This window comes from Pseudomonas sp. LB3P93 (assembly GCF_054898025.1).
In genome coordinates this window covers 5,020,462-5,040,915 of sequence record NZ_CM142713.1, presented here as the reverse complement: position 1 = coordinate 5,040,915, position 20,454 = coordinate 5,020,462, and the positions used below count along the sequence as shown (strand labels likewise).

At 60.2% G+C, this 20,454-nt stretch carries 14 protein-coding genes and 2 pseudogenes; 4 read left to right on the top strand and 12 right to left on the bottom strand.

Features of this window, described 5'->3' with window-relative positions:
• Window positions 1–83: 83 nt before the first annotated feature.
• The 3 genes from ACYZT8_RS22920 to arcD (ACYZT8_RS22910) form a co-directional block, all read right to left on the bottom strand.
• The gene (locus ACYZT8_RS22920) at window positions 84–1,094 is read right to left on the bottom strand and encodes an ornithine carbamoyltransferase (protein ID WP_461976163.1); all 1,011 of its coding nucleotides are present in this window, start codon (window positions 1,092–1,094) and stop codon (window positions 84–86) included.
• Window positions 1,095–1,163: 69 nt separating this feature from the next.
• Window positions 1,164–2,420 (bottom strand): arginine deiminase, encoded by a 1,257-nt coding sequence (gene arcA, locus ACYZT8_RS22915; protein ID WP_461976161.1) that lies wholly within the window; start codon window positions 2,418–2,420, stop codon window positions 1,164–1,166.
• Window positions 2,421–2,456: 36 nt separating this feature from the next.
• The gene (arcD, locus tag ACYZT8_RS22910; protein WP_461955370.1) at window positions 2,457–3,884 is read right to left on the bottom strand and encodes an arginine-ornithine antiporter; all 1,428 of its coding nucleotides are present in this window, start codon (window positions 3,882–3,884) and stop codon (window positions 2,457–2,459) included.
• Window positions 3,885–4,309: 425 nt separating this feature from the next.
• On the opposite strand from arcD (ACYZT8_RS22910), the gene arcD (ACYZT8_RS22905) reads away from it, so the two are divergent.
• On the top strand, window positions 4,310–5,737 hold the full coding sequence (arcD, locus tag ACYZT8_RS22905; RefSeq protein WP_461955369.1) for an arginine-ornithine antiporter: 1,428 nt from the start codon (window positions 4,310–4,312) through the stop codon (window positions 5,735–5,737).
• On the top strand, window positions 5,734–6,597 hold the full coding sequence (locus ACYZT8_RS22900; RefSeq protein ID WP_461976160.1) for a DNA-3-methyladenine glycosylase family protein: 864 nt from the start codon (window positions 5,734–5,736) through the stop codon (window positions 6,595–6,597). The genes arcD (ACYZT8_RS22905) and ACYZT8_RS22900 overlap by 4 nt, the downstream gene beginning before the upstream one ends.
• A 178-nt stretch (window positions 6,598–6,775) precedes the next feature.
• Here ACYZT8_RS22900 and ACYZT8_RS22895 read toward each other — a convergent pair whose 3' ends face one another.
• From ACYZT8_RS22895 to gap, 9 genes and pseudogenes are all read right to left on the bottom strand, one after another.
• A complete protein-coding gene (locus ACYZT8_RS22895) occupies window positions 6,776–8,107 on the bottom strand; it encodes a CoA transferase (RefSeq protein WP_461976158.1) in 1,332 nt (443 codons plus the stop codon).
• A 135-nt stretch (window positions 8,108–8,242) separates the two neighbouring features.
• Window positions 8,243–8,770: pseudogene (locus ACYZT8_RS22890) on the bottom strand (methyl-accepting chemotaxis protein); the annotation flags it as partial.
• A gap of 378 nt (window positions 8,771–9,148) precedes the next feature.
• Window positions 9,149–10,108: pseudogene (locus ACYZT8_RS22885) on the bottom strand (methyl-accepting chemotaxis protein); the annotation flags it as partial.
• A 450-nt stretch (window positions 10,109–10,558) separates the two neighbouring features.
• A complete protein-coding gene (locus tag ACYZT8_RS22880; protein WP_461976156.1) occupies window positions 10,559–10,954 on the bottom strand; it encodes a YbaN family protein in 396 nt (131 codons plus the stop codon).
• Between the two features lie 161 nt (window positions 10,955–11,115).
• Window positions 11,116–11,721: a biliverdin-producing heme oxygenase gene (locus ACYZT8_RS22875; RefSeq protein ID WP_461976154.1), complete on the bottom strand. Its 606-nt coding sequence runs from the start codon at window positions 11,719–11,721 to the stop codon at window positions 11,116–11,118.
• A 115-nt stretch (window positions 11,722–11,836) separates the two neighbouring features.
• A complete protein-coding gene (locus ACYZT8_RS22870; protein ID WP_461976152.1) occupies window positions 11,837–14,401 on the bottom strand; it encodes a TonB-dependent receptor in 2,565 nt (854 codons plus the stop codon).
• A 122-nt stretch (window positions 14,402–14,523) separates the two neighbouring features.
• Window positions 14,524–15,489: a FecR family protein gene (locus ACYZT8_RS22865; protein ID WP_461976150.1), complete on the bottom strand. Its 966-nt coding sequence runs from the start codon at window positions 15,487–15,489 to the stop codon at window positions 14,524–14,526.
• 123 nt (window positions 15,490–15,612) lie between these two features.
• The gene (locus tag ACYZT8_RS22860) at window positions 15,613–16,131 is read right to left on the bottom strand and encodes an RNA polymerase sigma factor (RefSeq protein ID WP_461976148.1); all 519 of its coding nucleotides are present in this window, start codon (window positions 16,129–16,131) and stop codon (window positions 15,613–15,615) included.
• A 226-nt stretch (window positions 16,132–16,357) separates the two neighbouring features.
• A complete protein-coding gene (gene gap, locus ACYZT8_RS22855) occupies window positions 16,358–17,359 on the bottom strand; it encodes a type I glyceraldehyde-3-phosphate dehydrogenase (protein ID WP_461976146.1) in 1,002 nt (333 codons plus the stop codon).
• 220 nt (window positions 17,360–17,579) lie between these two features.
• On the opposite strand from gap, the gene edd reads away from it, so the two are divergent.
• Both edd and ACYZT8_RS22845 read left to right on the top strand, forming a co-directional pair.
• Window positions 17,580–19,406: a phosphogluconate dehydratase gene (gene edd, locus ACYZT8_RS22850; RefSeq protein ID WP_461976144.1), complete on the top strand. Its 1,827-nt coding sequence runs from the start codon at window positions 17,580–17,582 to the stop codon at window positions 19,404–19,406.
• Entirely contained in the window at window positions 19,403–20,353 is a 951-nt protein-coding gene (locus tag ACYZT8_RS22845; protein WP_461976142.1) for a glucokinase, read from the top strand. Before edd ends, ACYZT8_RS22845 begins: the two co-directional genes overlap by 4 nt.
• The last annotated feature ends 101 nt before the right edge of the window (window positions 20,354–20,454 follow it).

The following is a 20,454-nucleotide window of genomic DNA, read 5'->3' as shown; positions in this document are numbered from 1 at the left end:
GTCAGATGCACCGCGGCGTTGCCATCGCTGGCAGGCCAGCTCCCACATTGACCATGTTCCGTCAGTGAGAGCCGAGTGGGCCGTTAGAGATCGGCCAACGTCGACACCAGAATCGCCTTGATCGTGTGCATGCGGTTTTCCGCTTGCTCGAAGGCGATGCAGGCCGGCGACTCGAACACGTCATCGGTGACTTCGATGCCGTTGCTCAAATTCGGGTACTGCTCGGCAATCTGTTTGCCGATCTTGGTGTCGCTGTTATGGAACGCCGGCAGACAGTGCATGAACTTGGTGCGCGGGTTGCCGGTTGCTTTCATCAGTTCTGCGTTGACCTGGTACGGCAGCAGTTGCTGAATGCGTTCGGCCCAGGCTTCGACCGGCTCGCCCATCGACACCCACACGTCGGTGTGGATGAAGTCCACGCCTTTGACCGCGGCTTTCGGGTCCTCGGTCAGCGTGATGCGGGCGCCGCTTTCTTCACCGTATTTTTTGCAGCGAGCCACCAGATCATCTGTTGGCCACAGGGCTTTGGGCGCGCAGATGCGCACGTCCATGCCCAGCTTGGCGCCGACCAGCAGCAGCGAGTTGCCCATGTTGTTGCGGGCATCGCCCAGGTAGGCGTAGCTGATTTCGTGGATAGGTTTGTCCGCGTTTTCGCGCATGGTCAGCACGTCGGCGATCATTTGCGTCGGGTGGTACTCATCGGTCAGGCCGTTGAACACTGGCACACCGGCGAACTTGGCCAGTTCCTCGACGATTTCCTGCTTGAAGCCACGGTATTCGATGGCGTCGTACATGCGCCCCAGAACGCGGGCGGTGTCCTTCATGCTTTCCTTGTGGCCGATTTGCGAGGAATTCGGGTCGATGTAGGTGACGTTGGCACCCTGGTCATAGGCCGCGACTTCGAAGGCGCAACGGGTGCGGGTCGAGGTTTTTTCGAAGATCAGCGCGATATTGTTGCCCTTGAGGTGTTGCTGCTCGGTGCCGGTGTACTTGGCGCGCTTGAGGTCGCGGGACAGATCGAGCAGGTAGCGCAATTCGCGAGGGGTGTGGTGCTCCAGGCTCAGCAAATTACGATTGTGGATGTTGAACGCCATGATGATTCTCCTTGGATTCGGTAATCGGCCCGACCGCTACGGGGTTAGTGCGGCCGGGGAGATGGTCGTTTAGTAATCGATAGGGTCGCGGATGATCGGGCAGGTCATGCAGTGGCCGCCGCCACGGCCGCGTCCGAGTTCGCCGGCGCTGATGGTGATGACTTCCACACCGGCCTTGCGCAGCAGGGTGTTGGTGTAGGTGTTGCGGTCATAACCGATCACCACGCCCGGCTCCACGGCCACCACGTTGTTGCCGTCGTCCCATTGCTCGCGTTCGGCGGCGAAGCTGTTGCCGCCGGTTTCCACCACGCGCAGCGCTTTGAGATTCAGGGCCTTGGCCACGGTGTCGAGGAAGTTGGTTTCTTCGCGGCGAATGTCGATGCCGCCCGGTTTGCCTTCATCAGGGCGCAGGGTGAAGGCGACTATCTGGTTCACCACTTCCGGGAAGATCGTCACCAGGTCGCGGTCGCAGAAGCTGAACACCGTGTCCAGGTGCATCGCCGCGCGGGATTTCGGCAGGCCGGCAACAATGATTTTCTCCACGGCTTTGTTCTTGAACAGGTTCACCGCCAGTAGGCCGATGGCCTGGCGGGACGAGCGTTCGCCCATGCCAATCAACACCACACCGTTGCCGATCGGCATCACGTCGCCGCCTTCAAGGGTGGAGCTGCCATGTTCCTTGTCCGGGTCGCCGTACCAGATTTCGAAGTCGGCGTTGGTGAACTGTGGGTGGAATTTATAGATGGCGGTGGCCAGCAGGGTTTCCTGACGGCGCGCCGGCCAGTACATCGGGTTCAGCGTCACGCCGCCGTAGATCCAGCAGGTGGTGTCGCGGGTGAACTGGGTGTTGGGCAGCGGCGGCAGAATGAAGCTGGAGTGGCCGAGGAAGTCGCGGAACATCTGGATGGTCTTGCCGCCGAAACTGTCCGGCAAGTCGTCAGCGGAAACACCGCCAATCAGAAACTCGGCGATCTTGCGCGGCTCCAGGCTGCGCAACCACGAACCCACTTCGTTGATCAAACCCAGGCCCACCGAGTTGGCGGTGACCTTGCGTTCCAGAATCCAGTCGAGGGCTTCAGGGATGGCGACGATGTCGGTCAGCAGGTTGTGCATTTCCAGCACGTCGACTCCGCGTTCACGCATCTTGGTGACGAAGTCGAAGTGGTCACGCTTGGCCTGGGCGACCCATAGCACATCATCGAAAAGCAGTTCGTCGCAGTTGTTCGGGGTCAGCCTCTGATGGGCCAGGCCTGGAGAGCAAACCATGACTTTGCGCAGTTTGCCGGCTTCGGAATGTACGCCGTACTTAACTTTTTCCGTGGTCATTACAGTGATCCTCCAGATGACAAAACAAGTCGTGTGTTACAGGGTCAGGAAGCCGTCATACAGCCCGTAAGCCGCCACCAGGGCGCCCACGACGACTGCGGCGAAAATCAGCTTCTCGACGTTGGTGAAAACCGGTTTTCCGAGTTCTCGCTTGGCCTTGGCGAACAGGATGACCCCGGGCGCATAGAGCAGGGCAGACAACAGCAAGTATTTGGTTCCGCCTGCGTAGACCAGCCAGACTGCGTAGATCACCGCAATGGCGCCGATGAGCAAATCCTTCGAGCGTTCGCCCGGGTCGTTCTCATAACTCTCGCCGCGCACCGCCAGCAGCAGCGCATAAGCCGCGGACCACAGATACGGCACCAGAATCATTGAAGTGGCGAGGTAGATCAGCGACAGGTAAGTACTGGCCGAAAACAAAGTGATGATCAGGAACAGCTGCACCATCGCGTTGGTCAGCCACAAGGCGTTGACCGGCACATGGTTGGCGTTCTCCTTGCGCAGGAATTCCGGCATGGTGTGGTCCTTGGCTGCGGCGAACATGATCTCCGCACACAACAGCACCCACGACAGCAACGCACCGAGCAGGGAAATGATCAGACCGACGCTGATCAGCGCCGCGCCCCACGGACCGACGATATGTTCCAGCACCGCGGCCATCGACGGGTTCTGCAGTTTGGCCAGTTCCGGTTGGGTCATGATGCCCAGCGACAGCACGTTCACCAGCACCAGAAACAGCAACACGGTGATGAAACCGATCACTGTGGCCTTGCCGACGTCGCTGCGTTTTTCCGCGCGGGCCGAAAAAATGCTCGCGCCTTCAATGCCGATGAACACCCAGACGGTGACCAGCATCATCTTGCGCACCTGGTTCATCACGCTGCCCAGGTCCGGGTTTTTCACACCCCAGATGTCAGCAGTGAAGATGTCCAGTTTGAAGGCGAATATCGCGATCAGCACAAACAGCAGCAGCGGCACGATCTTGGCGACGGTGGTCACCAGGTTGATGAACGCCGCTTCCTTGATCCCCCGCAGCACGAGGAAATGCACACCCCAGAGCAGCACCGACGCACCGATCACCGCAGCAACCGTATTCCCCTCACCAAAAATGGGAAAGAAGTAGCCGAGGGTGCTGAACAGCAGAACGAAGTAGCCGACGTTGCCCAGCCAGGCACTGATCCAGTAACCCCAGGCGGACGAGAAACCCATGTAGTCGCCGAACCCGGCCTTGGCGTAGGCGTAGACACCGCCATCCAGATCGGGTTTTCGGTTGGCAAGGGTCTGGAAGACGAAGGCCAGGGTCAGCATGCCGACCGCGGTAATGGCCCAACCGATCAGTACGGCGCCGACGTCGGCGCTGGCGGCCATGTTTTGCGGCAGGGAAAAAATCCCGCCGCCAATCATTGAGCCGACAACCAACGCAACCAGTGCGCCCAGCTTTAGTTTTCCGGGGGATTCAGACATTGCATGACTCCAATGCAGGAGAAGAGAGACAACAGATTAATTCTGTTAGCTATTCAGTCAGCTGACTTAGATCAGTGCATGGGCACATTCCATTGATAATGAAAGACTTAAGAATCTTTCCCGGGCATAACGATATCGCCGGAAAAGCCCTGTCCAGAGGCTCGGCCAGATCAAGCAGGAATAACGTGTAGTGTTCGCAGCTTTTAAGCTAGTCCGTTTTCCGTTTTCCGCAAATTTTGCCAACTGTTTTCAGTGCAGAATTGATTTATTAGATTTGACACACAAAACTGTTAAACACCGATTGCGATAGAATCATCGGCTATAAATAAAAGACGTTATTCACCCTTATCTAATAAACGCTAAAAACCGTTACCTGTTTAGTTGAAGTTATCCATAGTGGCGATGCAGTGAAAAGGGGATGCAGGATGTCGCAACCGACGCAAAAACTTCGCTTGAGTGCGCTGATTGCACTGGTGGTGGGATCAATGATCGGCGGCGGGATTTTTTCCCTGCCGCAAAACATGGCCGCCCGTGCCGATGCCGGGGCGATCTTGATTGGTTGGGCGATCACCGCCGTGGGCATGCTGACCCTGGCCTTCGTGTTCCAGACCCTGGCCAATCGCAAACCTGAACTGGACTCCGGGGTGTACGCCTACGCCAAGGCCGGTTTCGGCGATTACATGGGGTTCTCGTCCGCCTGGGGTTACTGGATCAGCGCCTGGCTGGGCAACGTCGGTTACTTCGTGTTGCTGTTCAGCACCCTCGGTTATTTCTTTCCGGTATTTGGCCAGGGCAACACGCCGATCGCCATCGGCTGCGCCTCGGTGCTTCTGTGGGCCGTGCATTTTCTGGTGATGCGCGGGATCAAGGAGGCAACCTTCATCAACCAGCTGACCACCGTGGCCAAGATCGTGCCGCTGATCATGTTCATCGTGATCGCCGCTGTGGCCTTCAAGGCGGACATCTTCACCCGGGACATCTGGGGCCACAGCAACCCGAATTTTGGCGGCGTGATGGACCAGGTGCGCAACATGATGCTCGTCACCGTGTTCGTGTTCATCGGTATTGAAGGCGCCAGTGTGTATTCGGCAAGGGCGGAGAAACGCTCGGATGTCGGTCGGGCGACGGTCATCGGTTTTCTCGGCGTGTTGGCCCTGCTGGTGCTGGTGAACGTGTTGTCCCTGGGGATCATGAGCCAGCCCGAATTAGCCAACTTGCAAAACCCGTCACTGGCGGCGGTACTGGAGCACATCGTCGGCCCTTGGGGCGCGCTGCTGATCAGCATCGGCCTGGCGATTTCGCTGCTCGGTGCGTTGTTGTCCTGGGCGCTGCTCTGCGCTGAAATCCTGTTCGCCACGGCTAAAGACAAGACCATGCCGGCCTTCCTGACCAAGGAAAACGCCAACCACGTGCCGGTCAATGCGCTGTGGCTGACCAACGTGATGATCCAGATTTTCCTGTTGATCACGCTGTTTTCCGCCGGCACTTACACCAGCCTGATCTACCTCGCGTCGTCGATGATTCTGGTGCCTTACCTGTGGTCGGCGGCGTATGCAGTGCTGTTGAGCGGACGCGGCGAAACCTACGAACACGCGTCGGCCGAACGCACCAAGGACCTGATGATCGGCGGCATCGCCCTGGGTTACGCGGTGTGGTTGTTGTATGCAGGCGGGGTGAAGTATTTGCTGCTGTCGGCGCTGTTGTATGCGCCGGGGGTGATCTTGTTTGCCAAGGCCAAACACGAACAGGGGGAGCCTCTGTTTACTCATATCGAGAAAGGCATTTTCACCTGCGTGATCAGCGGCGCTGGGCTGGCGGCCTACGGGTTGTACAGCGGATTGTTGTCGTTTTGAGGTTGTTGCTGACGTATCAACCGCCTTACGACTGGCCGGCGATGCTGGGATTTTTGTCGGCGCGGGCTGTGGCCGGAATGGAAGCGGTGGTCGATGGCGTTTACTCGCGCAGCATCGGGTTGAACGGTGTACACGGCAGGTTTTCGATCAGGCCCGTGGCAGACGATGCGCTGGAAGTGACGCTGGATTTTCCTGATCCGACGGCCGTGCCGCAGATCGTCACGCGGCTGCGGCGGATGTTTGATCTGGATGCGGATTTGCCTGCGATCCATCGCCAGTTAGCGGGTGATTCGTTGATGGAACGGTTGATGGCCGAACGCCCAGGGATGCGGGTGCCGGGCGCGTGGGATGGGCTGGAGTTGGCCATTCGTGCGGTGCTTGGCCAGCAGATTCCCGTGGGCGCAGCTATCAGGCTGGCGGGGAAACTGGTGGCGCAATATGGGCAGCCCTTGCAGGTGCCGATGCCGGGATTGACCCATGTGTTTCCTGATGCTGCGGTGTTGGCGATAGCGGATCTGGCGACGTTGCGGATGCCGAAAAGTCGCGGTCGGACCTTGTCCGGCGTGGCTCAGGCGGTGCTGGACGATCCCTTGCTGTTTGAGCCAGAACGAGAGGGCGGGGTGGCGCGGTTGCTGGCGTTGCACGGGATTGGCGACTGGACGGCGCAGTACATTGCGTTGCGCCAGTTGCGGGAGATGGATGCGTTTCCCAGTGGGGATGTGGGGTTGATCAATGCGCTGGCGGCGCTTGAGGGTGGGCCGGTTACAGCGCGGGATTTGTTGAGGCGGGCTGAAGCTTGGCGACCTTGGCGAGGTTATGCGGCGCAGGTGCTTTGGACATCGCTGAGCCGGATGGATTGAGTTGTTTGTTCCGGCCTCATCGCCAGCAGGCTGGCTCCCACAGATTTTGTGATCGACATAAATCCGCTGTGGGCAACTGTCTTGATTTTGATGATTTGGTTTGGCTGGCTTCCACAGGTTTTGTGAACGATACAAATTCACTGTGGGAGCCAGCCTGCTGGCGATGGGGCCAGAACGGTCACCACCATTGCGCGCGATGGGAACCCAATTCCGAGGCCGGAAGCGCCCATTGCAACGGCGTCCCGGTGATTTTCAGCGGCACATGAAGCCGATGCGCCGGCCCCCAAGGTGTCTGCTCAACCAGCATGCCTTGATCGTTTTCATCTTCTGCTCGCAGCGCCTCATCGGTTCCCACGCCGTTTTCAATCAACAACTTCGCCGTGCGCGCCAACGACAACCGGGTCGACCCACCCCGTCCCAACAAGGTGATCGCCGCAGCCGCCATCAAATACCCGGTTGCATGATCAAGCGCCTGCACTGGCAGCGGCGTCGGCTTGTCTGCTTTCTTCCACTGTCTGCCCGCGTCGGCAATGCCGCTGCTCATCTGCACCAGGCTGTCGAAGCCGCGACGGTTCTGCCACGGGCCGCTCCAGCCGTAGGCGTTGAGGCACACGTCAATCAGGCCCGGCGCCAGTTTTTGACGCTCGGCGACACCATAGCCCAACTTTTCCAGGGCATCGGCGCGGTAGCCGTGGAGCACGATATCAGCATCCTTGAGCAAGCTTTCGAACACCGCTCGGTCGTCGTTGTTGTGCAAGTCCAGCCGCGCGCAGCGTTTGCCCAACGTGACTTCCGGCACCACGCCCGGTTCGTTCCAGGTCGGTGGATCGATGCGCAACACATCGGCGCCGAGGCCCGCGAGAAAACGACTGGCGACGGGGCCGGCGAGCACGCGCGTGAGGTCCAGCACCTTGATCCCGGCCAAGGGTTGCGCCACAGAACCCTGCCACGATTTCGGCTGTTGAGAGGAAGCGGCGCTGAACTGAATCAACGGTTCGGCGTTCACCGCCAACCCTTGGGGATGCGCCTGCCATTGCGCCCAGTTACGCATCTCGGCGGCGCACCCACCGGCCTCGACCACGGCCTGTTCCAGATCAGTTTTGGCCCATTGCGCAACCTTGCTCGCCATCGCCGTACGGTCGGCACAGGCGCCGAGCACGCTTTCAGCGGCGGCGCGGTGATGCGGCGCGTTGGTGTGCAAGCGGATCCAGCCATCCTTGGTCGCGTAGTCACCGGCCACCGGGTCCCACAGCGGTGGAACGCTCCAGCCCACGGGACGAATCGAGGTGGCAAACCAGAAGGAGGCCAGGCGTCGGTCGACTTCAAGGCTGGGCAAACGACCGGTGTGTTGCTGCAGTAATTCGCCGACCGCCTGGCCTGCGACAGCGATGCTGGCACAGGCCAGGTCAGTTACGGCAAACGCCGAGGGCAGGGCGCCGCTCGACGTAAAAGGAATCGGCGTGTGAGGCAAGCCGAGTGCGGCTTGAATGGACGAGAGTAAACCAGTCATCGAAGGCCCTCCGGAACGAGAGCCCGAGCATAGATCAAAAATCTGGTCGGTTAGATGAAAACGCCGATTGCCTGACGAACATCTGACCCTGTGGGAGCCGGCAAGCCAGCTCCCACAGGGATTTGTGTTTGTTTGCTACACCCGGAACTGGTCCATCAATTTCATCTGGTGGGTGGTCAGGGAGTTGAGCTGGCTGCTGATCTGCGCCGATTCGGTGGCTTGCCCGGTCAGGGTTTCGGTGACGGTACGGATCGCCGAGACGTTGCGGTTGACCTCTTCGGCCACGGCGCTTTGCTGTTCGGCGGCGCTGGCGATTTGCAGGTTCATGTCGCTGATCACGGTGACCGCGTCGCTGATTTTGCTCAACGCCTGCACCGCTTGCTGGATCTGCCCGGCGTTGCTGTGGGCCTGGGTCTGGCTCGAATGCATGGTGGCGACCACGCCGCGCGTGCCGGTCTGGATGCGCTCGATCACGATGCGGATTTCTTCCACCGAATCCTGGGTGCGTTTGGCCAGGTTACGGACTTCGTCAGCCACCACCGCAAAACCACGCCCGCTCTCGCCGGCACGCGCCGCTTCGATGGCCGCGTTCAGGGCCAGCAGATTGGTCTGCTCGGCGATGCTGCGGATCACCTCCAGCACCGAACCGATTTGCTCGCTGTTGACCGCCAGCGCCTCGACTTCGGTCACGGCCTTGCTGACTTCGTCGGCCAGTTGATTGATGTCGCGGGTGCTGCGTTCGATGATCGACATGCCGTCGCGAGCCGATTGATCGGCACCTTTAGCGGCATTGGCCGCGTTCGACGCGCTGTTGGCGACGTCGTGGGCGGTGGCGCTCATTTCGTTGGAGGCGGTGGCGACCTGGTCGATTTCGCGGAACTGCACCTGCATGCCTTCGCTGGTCTGGCGGGCGATTTCCGAGGACTGGTCGGCGGTGCCACGGGCGTCGGTGATGCTTTGTTTGATCTGCGCAATGGTCGGTTGCAGCTTGTCGAGGAAACGGTTGAACCAGCTGACCAGTTCGCCCAGTTCATCCTTCTTGCTGTAGTGCAGACGCTGCGTCAGGTCGCCGTCGCCGCTGGCAATCGCCTTGAGCATCTCGGCAACGCTGTTGATCGGCCGGGTCACGCCCGAGGCGGTGAGCCAGATCAGCAACAGACCGACCAGGCCGGCTGCGACAGCCACCAGCACCGCTTTGATCGTGCCGCTTTGCTGGGCGTCATCGAGCACCGCTTGCAGCTTGACCGAATCGGCCAGCAGCACTTGTTTCGGCAGGTCGATCACCACGCCCCAGGCTTTGGAGTCGGCAATCGGGCTGACCGGGTACACCGCGCGAATCAACTCGCCTTGTTCGAGAATCTTCGGGGCGCCGCCGCTGAGCAGTTGCAGGACGTCTTTGCCTTCCGCACCCAGGGTTTCACCGATGTTTTTCCCGACCTTGCTCGCGTCGATACTGTAACCGGCCAATACACCGCTGCCGGAGACGATCAGCATGTGCCCGGCGCTGTTGAACAGGTCGCGTTGGGAATCGACCGCGGCGGCTTGCAGGGCGTCGAGGGCAATGTCGATACCGACCACGCCGATGGATTTGCCGTCCACCAGCAGCGGTACGGAAATCGTGGTCATCAGCATTTCCTTGCCGCCAACGGTGTCGGCATACGGGTCCAGCAGGCAGGTGCGCTTGCTGTCACGAGGGCAGGTGTACCAGCTGTTGTAAGGCGTGCCGCTGAGGCTCAAGGTGGTTTTGGTCATGTCGTCTTCGACCATGACCGTGTTGATCCCGGGGCCACCGGCACGGCTCCAGTAACTGGCGAAACGTCCGATTTCGTTGGACTGGCGGGCCGCATCGTTGGCGAACTCGCTGTCCTTGCCGTCCAGCCCGTTTGGTTCGAACGCCAGCCAGATCCCCAGCACTTTGTTGTTGCGCTCGAACGCGGTTTTCAGGCTCTGGTTCAACTCTTCACGCAGGGCACCGGCCTCAAGCGAGCGCTTGGCGGCCATTGTCCGCATGTCTTTGATCTGATCGGCCAGGGCGGTCACCACCAGCAGACTTTCGCCGAAGGTCTTCTGCACCCGCACCGCTTGCTCGGCAGCCTTGGCCTGGAGCAGGTCCTGCACGCTGGCGGTGAGCATCTTGCTGCTCGAGGCGCTGACCAGCTCATCGTTCTGATTGGTCTGGTAGAAGTTCATGCTGACGATCAACGCGACCACGCCCAGCAGGCACAGGCCGGACAGCATGACGATTTTCAGGCGGATAGAGAGAGAGTCAAACATAGGGCGAACTCGCGAAGGGATGAAGTGTTGACTGTGAGTCGAGGTCGACCCGGTCGCCAAATCCATTCAGCGCCATTTAATGCACATCGGCGTGGGGCGAGCATGCATGATGGTGGCTCCGACGAACGGTCATGGTTGAACGTTTGCGCAGGAAAACTCCCTGAAAAGGACAAAAAATCAGGAGATTTTCGGTAGTGATTCCGGTCGTGACCAGATCCACAGATTGCCCAGGCTCATGCCTGCAATGGCCAGGTAAATCGCCCAGCCGTGATCGAGCATGACCAGCATCAACCCGGCGCACAGCAGCATGCTCACGGTGGCGCTGACTTTGGCTCGACGCGCGATGATTTTGCCGTTGCGCCAGTTGCAGAGGATCGGCCCGAACAGCCGATGGTTTTCCAGCCAGGCACTCAGGCGCGGCGAACTCTTGGTCGCGGCCCAGGCGGCGAGCAGGATGAACTCGGTGGTCGGCAGGCCGGGGATGACGATGGCGATCAGGCCGATGCCCAGGCTGAGGTAGGCCAGAAGGCCGAACAGAATGCGGGCGAGTTTTGAGGAGGCTGGTTGAGGCATGTGCTTAAGGGAGCGGGTACTCGGCGGATCGGAATCTTGCAGACTTGCTCCGTCCCCTGTGGGAGCGGGCTTGCCCGCGATGGCGATACAACATTCAGCATCTCTGTTGAATAGTAAGCCGTCATCGCGGGCAAGCCCGCTCCCACAGGGAGGGTGTTGTGTCAGGCGAGTTCGGGGGTGGTGGTGTAAGCCTGTTCCAGTAGCACGGTGAAGCGGTTGAATGCATCAACAGCGGCTTGCTCGATTTCAGCTTCTTCCTGAGCGCTGAACGCCAACGAGTCGAGAGTTTTGACGAAGCTTTTCCAGCCTTCAGCGCGGCCGCCGGCCGGTTCCCCGAGATGACGGGCGCCGAACGTTTCGCTCAAACCGAGACCGACAGCACGCTTGATCAGAAACGCTGCGCCCAGCTTCGAACCTTCGGAAACGAACAGCCAACCCAGCGCTTCGGCCTTGCTCGGGTTCTTCACCGCGCCAGCCACCGGTGCCGGCACTTCAGTGTCCAGATCCGCCAGGTCAGCCTTGGCCGCTTCAGCACGGCAACGCGCGGGCAAGTCCGCAACGATGGCCGTCAGATCTGCATCGTTGTACAGCGACACCAGTTCCGACTGGAACAGATACTGCGCCACCACAAAACGGGCAAAGTTGGCCTGGGTTTCAAACGGTGCGTGGGCTTTGACCAAGGCATCGAGTTTGGTGTGAGGCTCGTGGGTGATCTGGTTCAAGCGTTGCGAACGAAGTGCAGGGCGTTGAGCAGTGTCCTGAATCATGAGAAATCCTTGAGAAAAAGAGGCGCTTGGTAACGAGACGAATAAGAAGGGGCAGGACAGTAAAAAAACCTCACTGCAGCGTTTTTATAAAAGCGGCGCAGTGAGGTGATTAACCTCAGATGTCCCAGACCAGATTGATCGCGAAGTTGCGGCCCGGTTGGGTCAGTCGATCAAGGTTGGCCGGTTGCGTCACCGAGGCCTCGCCGACGCTGTCGTAACCGCGCACGTCATCCCACTGCCAGTATTTCTTGTTGGTCAGGTTGTACAGGCCGGCGTTGACGGTCACGTCGTCGGTCACCTTGTAGAACCCGGCCAGGTCGAGCACGCCATATCCCGGGGTCTTGAACTGGGTGCTGGTGCCGTCCGGGGTTTTGAAGCTGGTGCTGTCGACCCGGGTCTTGCGTTTGACCAGAGTCCAGCTCAACAGCGCGCCGTAGTTATCCTGGTCGTAGCCGAGGCCGAACACGCCGGTCAGCGGGTTGATGCTGTTCAGCGGCTGACCGTTGTCGTCGTTGCGGCCGTACAGGTAAGCCACCGAGCCTTGGGTATAAAGGCCGGTCGGGGCACCGAAATTGTCGAGGTTCAGGCGGCCCTTGAGCTCCACGCCCTTGATGGTGGCGTGGGCAATGTTATTGCTCTGGAACGTGGTCTCGGTGTAGCCGGGGGTGATGGCGTTTTCATCGATGAAGTCGCGGTATTTGTTATAGAACACCGCCACATCGAACGTGCCTGCGTCGAACTGGCCGCGCAGTCCGGTTTCATAGCTCTTGCTCTTTTCCGGTTCCAGGTCCGGGTTGGGCGCGACCTGATAACCGCCGGCCAGGTTTTCGAAACGACCATACAAGGCCTTGGCGGTCGGCGTGCGGAAGCCTTCGGCGTATTGGCCGTACCAAGTGTAATTGTCGTTGAAGCTGTAAGTGGTGCCGAATTTCGGCGACAGACGATGCCAGGTTTTAGTGCTGTCGCTCACCACGCCGTTGCCGCTCTGGTCGGCGGTGGCCAGGAACTCGTCGGTGATGTGCGGCTTGAGTTCGGTGTAGTCGTAGCGTGCGCCGGGCAGGAAAGTCCAGTTGCCCCAGCTGATCTGATCCTGGGCGAACAGGCTGTAGCTGTTGATGGTCGGGTCCGGGAAGTCGCTGGCCGGTTTCAGGGTGTCGGCGGCACTCGGCGCACCAATGACCCGGCAGGCACCGGACACGGTCAGGCAAGTGCCGCTGCCGGTACGCAGGCCGGTGACTTTGTCCTGCTTGATGGTCGTGCCATAGGTGACCAGGTGATCGGTGTCGGCGATGGCAAACGACTTGTCAGCCTGGGCATCGAACACCCATTGGCGATCTTTGTAGTTGGTATCACGGTTACGCAGCACGGTCCGCGACGGCGCGTAGATTTCTTCGGTGCTCTGATCGGTCTTGGCAATTTGGTAATTCAGCGACCACTTGATGTTGTCGGCCAGCAGACTGTCCAGGCCGAAGCTGTGCTCCAGGCCGAAGCGTTCGCGGGTGACCGTGTCATTACCGGTGCGAGATTTATAGAAGCCGAAACCGCGTCCCGCGTTGAACGGGCCGCCGACTGCGCTCAGCTGATTGGTGTCGCGGTCGTCCTTGTAGTGCTCGTAGGTCAGGCCGAAGCGCGCGTCGTCGGCATAGTTCCAGCCCAGTTTGGCCAGCACGTTGGTGGTGCGCACGTCTTCGGGGTTGGCTTCGGTGCGGTTCAGGCCGATGCCACCGGTCTCGCCGTAGGATTCGGTTTCATGACCGTTGCGTTGGCTCAGGTGCAGCAAGCCGTCGAAGTCGCCAGTGCGACCGGCGACCGTGCCGGAGGTCAGCCAGCTGTCATCCGCCGAGCTGTAACCGGTTTTCAGACGTGCGCCGACATCCTTGCCCGGTTTGATGATGTCGTCCGGATCCAGCGTGTAGTAGCTGACCGCGCCGCCGATGGCGTTGCTGCCGTAAAGCACCGACGCCGGGCCGCGCAGGATTTCCACGCGTTTGACGATCTCGGGGTCGACGTAGTTGCGGTTGGTCTGGGCGTAAGGGCCGTTGAAGAAACTGTCGGGCACTTGCACGCCGTCGATCTGCGTCAGGACGCGGTCGCCGTCGATGCCACGGATGTTGTAGCCGGTGAGACCGGCACGCTGGCCAGCCCCGCCGACCGATACGCCCGGTTCGTAGCGCACCAGATCCTTGATGTTATTGACGTTGTTGCGGTCCAGGTCTTCGCGGGTCTGGACCGTCACCGTGCTCGGCACGCTGCTCACGTCCTGTTCATTACGGGTGGCGCTGATGGTCACCTGATCGAGGTTGAGCGCGTTACTGTTGCTGCGCTTTTCCAGCACGATGTTGTTACTGCCCAGTTTGCGATAGCTCAGGTTGGTCCCCACCAACAGGCGATCGAGGGCTTTTTCCGGCGGCAACGAACCGCGCACACCCGGCGAGGCCACACCGTCTGCAAGTTCGGCGGGCAAGCCGACTTGCCAGCCTGTCACCGCCGTAAAGGCATTCAGTGCCGAGACCAGCGACTGCTGCGCAATGGCAAACGAGTAATCGCCCATGTTGCGGGTCGGCTGCCCGGCGGCAGTGGCGGCCATCAGCGGCGCGCTGCCGGCCATCAGGATGGCGGCAGTCAGCAGCGATAGCACGCGGGAAGGTGAAGAGGACTGGCGGGTATGGCGAGAGGACATCGATAGCGCTCCGTGTCGCACGAATCTTTATAGGTGCTGATTGGCATGTAGAGATGCGAATCAATTGCATTGGCTATAACGAGACGAACGAGCTTCAGCTATCGAGTAAAAATAATTCTCATTTAGTTCAGGATCACCAGCGCGGGGAATTCCTGAAGGCGTGCGGAGGTGATGTGAGCGAGGGAGCGGACCACGTCCAGCGGCTGGTCGAGACGGTAATTGCCGGTCACGGCGACGTCAGCCAACTGTTCGTTGTTGTTGATAATCCAGCCCGGATAATAGCGTCGCAGCTCCGCCAGCACCTGGCTCAGCGGGCAGTTCTCGAACACCAGTCGGCCCTGGACCCAGGCCAGGTCCGTGGCGGCATCGAGCTTGGCCGGGCGGTCGAAACCGTTGGGGCCGATGCGGATGCTTTCGCCGGCAGACAGTCGCACCCGGGCATCGTCGCGGGTGGCCCGCAGATCGACATCGCCACGCTGCACCCGAACCTGCGCCACGCCATCCAGGTAACGCACGGCAAACGCGGTATCGCGCACGCTGGCCTTGACCGGGCCAGCATCGATTTCCAGTGGCTGGCCGCGATTGGCCGGTACCTCGAAAAACGCCTCGCCCTGATACAACCGGGCCACGCGCTGTTGATCGTTGATGGTGCTGGAGAATGCCGAGTTGGTATTGAGCAGGACTTTCGAGCCGTCCTCCAGTTGCAGACGCTGGCGTTCACCGACCACGGTCAAGTGATCGGCCTGGAGGCGCATCGGCAGGTTGCTGAAACTGAACAAACCGAGAATCAGCACGGCAGCCGTGGCCAGCGGTTTCCAGTGCGGACGCAAACGCGACAGCACCGTCACTTTCGGCGGCCGGGCGGCCAGGCTTTGTGCGCATTGCACCACTTGCGGGCCATCCCAGATCGCCTGAGCCTTGGCGAACGCTTCGGCATGCAACGGATCGGCGGCCAGCCAGTCATGGAACTGTCGGGTCTGTTCCTCGCTCGGACTGCCCAGCACGATCAGCCAGTCCAAGGCCTGGTCCATCGCGCTTGCGGCATCCCGCGCCGGGGAGGGCGGAGGGGAACGGGGGGTGTCCGTCACGGTGTTTCCTCGGCAGTGTCTGTGCACGGCTGTTTTATGAGTGAAGCTTGAAAGTGGGCAAGGGTAGCAAAGCCCGAGGGTCAGCGCAGGCGATCCCGGCAGGTTGAGAATAAACCTACAGACTCAGTCGCCGTTTAACCGTTCGGCAACACCGATGCAGATCGCCATGATCAGCTTCAGCTCTTTCTGCACGGTGCTCAATGAGACGTTGAGCTTTTCGGCGATCTCCAGATAACTGTGACCGTGCAGCCGGCTGAGGATGAAAATCTGCTGTTGCCGATGGCTGAGTTCACTGAGGCTCACGTTCAAACGCTCCAGCAATTGTTCGGCATGGGCTGCATCCTCGGCACTGCTGACGGGGGCGGCAACGCTTTCAACCACGTCCAGTGGCACGTCGTCGAGCATCGTGCGCGACTGAATGCGCCGCGCACGCAAATGGTCCAGCGCCAGGTTGCGGGCGGTCTGGAAAACGAAGGGTTCAAGGTGATCGATGGCCCGTTCACTGAGCGCCCGGGTCACTCGCAGGTAGGTCTCCTGCAAGAGGTCTTCGGCGGTGCTGTGATTGTTGACCATCCGCTCCAGCGTGCGCAGCAGAGAGACTCGCTGGGCGATGAAGACGTGATTGAAGCGAGATTGACTCACGGGAGGACCTGATCCATTTCGAGCGAATGATAATGCTTATCATCCGCTCGAGTGGTCAAGTGCTGATTTGTGAGTTACCTGTAATGCACAGCAAACCCTGTGGGAGCGAGCTTGCTCCGGGCGGCGTTCCGACGATAGCGGTGTATCAGCAAACATCAATGTCGACTGACACGCCCTCATCGCGAGCAAGCTCGCTCCCACAGGGAATGTGCCACACGGTCTCGGGTCACTCTGCGTTGCACAGCGCCAGGCAGTTATCGAGCATGCGGTTGGAGAAGCCCCACTCGTTGTCGTACCAGGCCAGTACCTTGAGCAGCTTGCCGCTGGACTTGGTGTGGTTGGCATCGAAGATCGACGACAGCGGGTTGTGATTGAAGTCGCTGGAGACCAGCGGCAGGGTGTTGTAGCCGAGAATCTTCGAGTGCTGGCTGGCTTCTTTCAGCAGCGCATTCACTTCATCGGCCGACGCTTCGCGCTTGAGCTGCACGGTCAAGTCCACCAGCGACACGTTGATCACTGGAACACGCACCGCCATGCCGGTCAGCTTGCCTGCCAGTTCCGGCAGCACCAGGCCGACCGCTTCAGCGGCGCCGGTCTTGCTCGGGATCATGTTCTGGGTGGCCGAACGGGCGCGGTACGGGTCGGTATGGTAGACGTCGGTCAGGTTCTGGTCGTTGGTGTAGGCGTGGATCGTGGTCATCAGACCGCTTTCGATACCCAGTTCGCGGTGCAGCACCTGAGCCACCGGGGCCAGGCAGTTGGTGGTGCACGACGCGTTGGAAATGATCTGGTGCGACTGGCGCAGAATGTCGTGGTTGACCCCGTAAACCACGGTGGCGTCGGCGCCTTTGGCGGGTGCCGAGATGATCACTTTGCGCGCGCCGGCCGTAATATGCGCGGCGGCTTTGGCACGGTCGGTGAACAGACCGGTGCATTCGAACACGACATCAATTTTTTCCGCGGCCCAGGGCAGGTCGGCCGGGTTGCGAATGGCGCTGACTGCAATGCGGTCGCCGTTTACGGTCAGGCTTTCCTGATCGTGCTGAACATCGGCGTCGAACGTGCCGTGAACAGTGTCGTACTTGAGCAGATGAGCGTTCATCGCGCTGTCGCCCAAGTCATTGATGGCAACGATCTGCAAGTCTTGGCGATAGCCTTGGGTATACAGTGCGCGGAGGACGTTACGGCCAATTCGGCCAAAACCATTGATTGCGATTCGAAGAGTCATTTAACAGGGCCGCCGTCGTTTTGTTGTTGGAATTACAAGATTATTCGCATAAAAATAGAAAACAAGCCTTTTTAATGGCAATATTTTGTTCAATCTACAACGAGTGGCCTGAATCAACTGGTCCGACCGATCAAGAAAACCGTCTGTCATCCCATCGACACCGGCTCTTGCTCAGCATAGACAATCAGGTCGCCACATCCGTTAGCCTGGAGTTCTACACATGCATCCCCGCGTAATTGAGGTCACCGAACGGCTTATCGCCCGCAGCCGTGCAACCCGTGAGGCTTACCTTGCGCTCATTCGCGGTGCGGCCACCGACGGTCCGATGCGCGGCAAGCTGCAATGCGCCAACTTCGCCCACGGCGTGGCCGGTTGCGGCACCGAAGACAAAAACAGTCTGCGGATGATGAACTCCGCCAACATTGCGATTGTTTCGTCATATAACGACATGCTCTCGGCGCACCAGCCGTACGAAGTCTTCCCTGAACAGATCAAAAAAGCCCTGCGCGAGATCGGCTCTGTCGGCCAGTTCGCCGGCGGCACTCCAGCGATGTGCGATGGCGTGACCCAGGGCGAGCCGGGCATGGAACTGAGCCTGCCAAGCCGCGAAGTGATCGCGCTGTCCACCGCCGTGGCGCTGTCCCACAACATGTTCGATGGCGCGCTGATGCTCGGCATCTGCGACAAGATCGTGCCGGGCCTGATGATGGGCGCGTTGCGCTTCGGTCATCTGCCGATGATCTTCGTCCCGGGCGGGCCGATGGTCTCGGGCATTTCCAACAAGCAGAAAGCCGATGTGCGCCAGCGCTATGCCGAAGGCAAAGCCTCGCGCGAAGAGCTGCTGGAATCGGAAATGAATTCCTACCACAGCCCCGGCACCTGTACTTTTTACGGCACCGCCAACACCAACCAGCTGCTGATGGAAGTCATGGGCCTGCACTTGCCGGGCTCTTCTTTCGTCAACCCGAACACGCCATTGCGCGATGCCCTGACCCGCGAAGCGGCGCATCAGGTCACTCGTCTGACCAAGCAAAATGGCAACTTCATGCCGATCGGTGAAATCGTCGATGAACGTTCGCTGGTCAACTCCATCGTGGCGCTGAACGCGACTGGCGGCTCGACCAACCACACCCTGCACATGCCGGCCATCGCGATGGCTGCCGGTATTCAATTGACCTGGCAGGACATGGCCGACCTCTCCGAAGTCGTGCCGACCCTGAGCCACGTCTACCCGAACGGCAAAGCCGACATCAACCACTTCCAGGCGGCGGGCGGCATGTCGTTCCTGATCCGCGAACTGCTGGAAGCCGGCTTGCTGCACGAAAACGTCAACACCGTGCTGGGCCATGGCCTGAGCCGCTACACCCAGGAACCGTTCCTCGATAACGGCGAACTGGTCTGGCGCGAAGGCGTGACCGACAGCCTCGATGAAACCATCCTGCGCCCGGTTTCACGTGCGTTTTCGCCAGAGGGCGGCTTGCGGGTAATGGAAGGCAACCTCGGTCGCGGCGTGATGAAAGTCTCGGCCGTGGCATTGGAAAACCAGATCGTCGAAGCACCGGCGATGGTGTTTCAGGATCAGCAGGATTTGGCCGATGCGTTCAAGGCCGGTTTGCTGGAGAAGGATTTTGTCGCGGTGATGCGCTTCCAGGGCCCGCGCTCCAATGGCATGCCGGAACTGCACAAGATGACGCCGTTCCTCGGCGTGCTGCAGGATCGCGGTTTCAAAGTGGCGCTGGTGACTGACGGGCGGATGTCCGGCGCGTCGGGGAAAATCCCGGCGGCGATTCATGTCAGTCCCGAAGCTTATGTCGGCGGTGCTCTTGCGCGGGTGCAAGAGGGCGATATCATCCGCGTCGATGGCGTCAAAGGCACCCTGGAGCTTAAGGTGGACGCCGAAGAATTCGCAGCGCGCACGCCGGCCAAGGGCCTGTTGGGCAATAACATTGGCAGCGGTCGCGAACTGTTTGGTTTCATGCGCATGGCCTTCAGCTCCGCAGAGCAGGGCGCCAGCGCCTTTACTTCTGCCCTGGAGACGCTTAATTGAAACTGGCTTTGGTCGGTGACATCGGTGGGACCAACGCACGTTTCGCGTTGTGGAAAAACCAGCAACTGGAAGCGATCCAGGTGCTGGCGACGGCCGACCACGCCAGCCCGGAAGAGGCGATTGCCCTCTACCTGAGCGGGCTTGGCCTGGCGTTGGGTTCGATCGGCTCGGTGTGCCTGTCGGTGGCCGGCCCGGTGAGCGGTGACGAATTCAAGTTCACCAACAACCACTGGCGGCTCAGTCGCAAGGGTTTCTGCACGACCTTGCAGGTCGATCAATTGTTGCTGGTCAATGATTTCTCGGCGATGGCGCTGGGCATGACCCGCTTGCAGCCGGACGAGTTTCGGGTGGTCTGCGAAGGCACGCCGGAACCGTTGCGCCCTGCCGTGGTAATCGGTCCTGGCACGGGCCTGGGTGTTGGCACCTTGCTGGATCTGGGCGAAGGCCGTTTCGCCGCGTTGCCGGGGGAGGGCGGTCACGTCGATCTGCCCTTGAGCAGCCCGCGTGAAACGCAACTGTGGCAACACATCTTCAATGAGATCGGGCATGTCAGCGCTGAAACCGCGTTGAGCGGCAGCGGTTTGCCTCGGGTTTATCGGGCGATTTGTGCGGTGGACGGTCACGAACCGGTGCTCGACACCCCGGAATCGATTACCGCGGCTGGTCTGGCGGGTGACCCTATTGCGCTGGAAGTGCTGGAGCAGTTCTGCTGCTGGCTCGGCCGAGTGGCCGGCAATAACGTGCTGACCACGGGTGGACGCGGTGGCGTGTATATCGTAGGCGGGGTGATTCCACGGTTCGCCGATTTCTTCGTCGAAAGCGGTTTCGCCCGATGCTTCGCCGACAAGGGCTGCATGAGCGATTACTTCAAAGGCATCCCGGTGTGGCTGGTGACGGCGCCGTATTCTGGCCTGATGGGTGCGGGTGTGGCGCTCGATCAGACCTGACACTGCGGAGCCCCCATCGCTGGCAAGCCAGCTCCCACAGGATTGGTGACACTTTCAAAATGTGCACATGACCTGTGGGAGCTGCGGTGCGACGATTCGAC